This window comes from Aquimarina celericrescens (assembly GCF_042682765.1).
Classification (GTDB): domain Bacteria; phylum Bacteroidota; class Bacteroidia; order Flavobacteriales; family Flavobacteriaceae; genus Aquimarina; species Aquimarina celericrescens.
In genome coordinates this window covers 1-2,615 of sequence record NZ_JBHUHY010000025.1, presented here as the reverse complement: position 1 = coordinate 2,615, position 2,615 = coordinate 1, and the positions used below count along the sequence as shown (strand labels likewise).

The window sequence follows — 2,615 nt, the reverse complement described above, 5'->3', positions numbered from 1 at the left end:
TAGCGGAGAAGATAATAAAGTGCGTATCTATGAAACCGTTAATAATGTATTAAACTTCAGGGCTATTGGTGATGCACCTCTGGATACTAAATGGGCCAATTACAAAATTACCTATAGTCCAGCGTATGGTGTGTTAGAAGTATTTAAAAACAACAGATCGGTATTGAAATGGACCGATGCTTCACCAATCAAAAACGGAAGTTCTATCTCCCTTAGAACCAACAAAACTGTTGTAGCATTTGATGACCTTAAGGTTTATAAATTTAGAGCAGGAAACAACCAGATCATCACTGCAGGAACTGCAGTCACCAAAGATATACGAAGAAGAAATGGTAAAGTAAAAAGTTTAGTGCGCGATGCTGCGGGAAACTGGTCAAACCCAGGAAACCTGGATGTAATTATTAGTAGTTTATCAAAACAAAATTTTGCTCTTCTTGATGATACTTCTTTAGGACATGCTATCACCGTTTATCCTAACCCTACTAATGGTAAGGAGTTGACTATTGAATATCAATCAAAATCGAAAAATACAGCTCATATTTCTATTCATGATGTTTTAGGCCGAGAACTAAACGTTTTACAAGATTCCTACTATGGAAATTATAAAAGAAACATAAACTTAAGTCCGTTTATTTCTGAGCTTCAAAAAGGAAACTATTTTATAAAAGTTACCATAGACAACATTTCAGAAACAATCAAAATCACAAAGATTTAAGTAAAGTATACCTAATTAATAAGAGGTTAGGGAACCAATCCATCTCATACGTCGGAAATGCTTTCTGCTTTATGACAATTAATTAACTCAAACACAAACTATATGAAAACCATCAAACTATTTGCATTATTTGTTTTATGCAATCTGCTGAGTACAATTAGTTACTCCCAGAACAAATTAACGAACATAAAATCGATCACTCCCGCAGGGGACTTTAGTACGCCCGTATGGTCTCCTAATGGTAAAAAAATATTGTTCACAGATCATCATAATGATGCCCTCTATGTACTAGATCTTGATAACCCAAAAAAAATCGAAAAAGTAAAAAGTGCACAAGGCATCGGATATCTGGCAAATTGGTCTGCAGATAGTAAAAATATCGTATTCAGAGAAAAACCTGTGGAAGGAAGTTTTTCTGACCTTCAAGTAAAGAGCATTAACCTAACTTCTAAAAAAGAAAAAGTAATAACCAATATCCATCCCGATAATACTAAAATGGCATCTCAGACTAAATCTGCCAACAACCTAACCGTGTACATCAATCAAGAAACCTTGAAACTTGAAGCCAAAAAGGGGATCAATGGTACTTCCTGGATTATTACAAAAGAAGATGGTCAGTTTTATCATCCTATCGTTTCACCAAATCAAAAATTTGTAATTGTACATGAAGGAGCTAACATATACATGTATTCAATTTATGGAAAAGCTAAAAGGAAAGACCTGGGTGTTGGGCTAGCAAGTAGCTGGTTACCCGATAATAGTGGTGTAGTAACTTTTGAAGATAAAAGTGAAGATGGTCATACTGTTTCGACCTCAGAACTCTTTTACATTTCGGCAAAATCGTCAAAAAAGACGCAGTTAACATCTACAAATGACACTATAGAAATGTGGGCAGATGTATCACCAGATGGTAAGAAAATTGCCTTTTCAGATGAGAAAACAGGTACCATATTTATAGCCGATCTTAACCTAAAAAACTAAACCCATGAGAGTTATTAAATACATACAGCACAAAACTAAAATTACACTATTAGTTCTTTTAATTGTATTTTCATTTGAAAGTATTGCACAAGTGGTAGTTATTGATCCCGGACATGGATATGCGGCCAATGGTATCACAGATCCCGATGGTAGAACTGATACAGAACATGCAACAGCCTTATCTGTAGGGCTTAAACTTCGAAGTAGATTACAAAACAGTTGTGGTAACTGGACAGTAAGAATGACCAGAACTACCCGAAATGGGTGGATTTCTTTAACACAAAGAAGAACAATGTCTAATAACTGGAGAGCAGATCGTTTTATTAGTATTCATTGTAACGGTGGCGGTGGATCAGGAACAGAGACTTTTTGGTGTAACCGAAGTAACTCAAGAGATGCCGACAATAGTAGATTCTCGAGAGAAGTTCAAAACCGAATGGTAGAAAAAGGACAATGGCGTGATAGACGATCTGTAGAAGATGCCTCATACATTTTCCATCTTGGCGTATTAACTGGTAACAATGCTATAGGCGTTCTTAATGAAATTGGATTTGTAGACTCCGGGGATAAAAACAAGTTACTAAATGATACCTGGAGAAATCGATTCGCCGACGCTTATGTTGCGGCGCTTCAAAATAGCCTAGGAAATTGCTCTGGTGGAGGCACCCCACCACCGCCACCACCTCCATCAACAGATACTACTCCACCAACAACAAGCATAAGTGCATCTGGAGGAAATACACAAACAGGGGACTTTACAGCTAACTTTAATGATAACGATAATGTTGGGGTAACCCGTAGGTTCTACCAAGCACTAGAAAAATATGGCGATAACTGGTACGCCAACCGTGGTAACGGATTCTTCAATGATAATTGTAATGTATTGTATTCTGGGTATACCATTGGTCCCGGTAACTGG

At 36.9% G+C, this 2,615-nt stretch carries 3 protein-coding genes; all 3 read left to right on the top strand.

Annotated elements, in window-relative coordinates:
• The coding region (locus tag ACFSJT_RS17900; RefSeq protein ID WP_378321712.1) for a T9SS type A sorting domain-containing protein at positions 1-715 on the top strand (715 nt) is incomplete at its 5' end.
• A gap of 102 nt (positions 716-817) precedes the next feature.
• Complete coding sequence (locus tag ACFSJT_RS17895; protein WP_378321711.1) at positions 818-1,696, top strand: TolB family protein; 879 nt, start codon at positions 818-820, stop codon at positions 1,694-1,696.
• 4 nt (positions 1,697-1,700) lie between these two features.
• Positions 1,701-2,615, top strand: a 915-nt coding sequence (locus ACFSJT_RS17890) for an N-acetylmuramoyl-L-alanine amidase family protein (RefSeq protein ID WP_378321710.1), incomplete at its 3' end; no start/stop codon positions are given.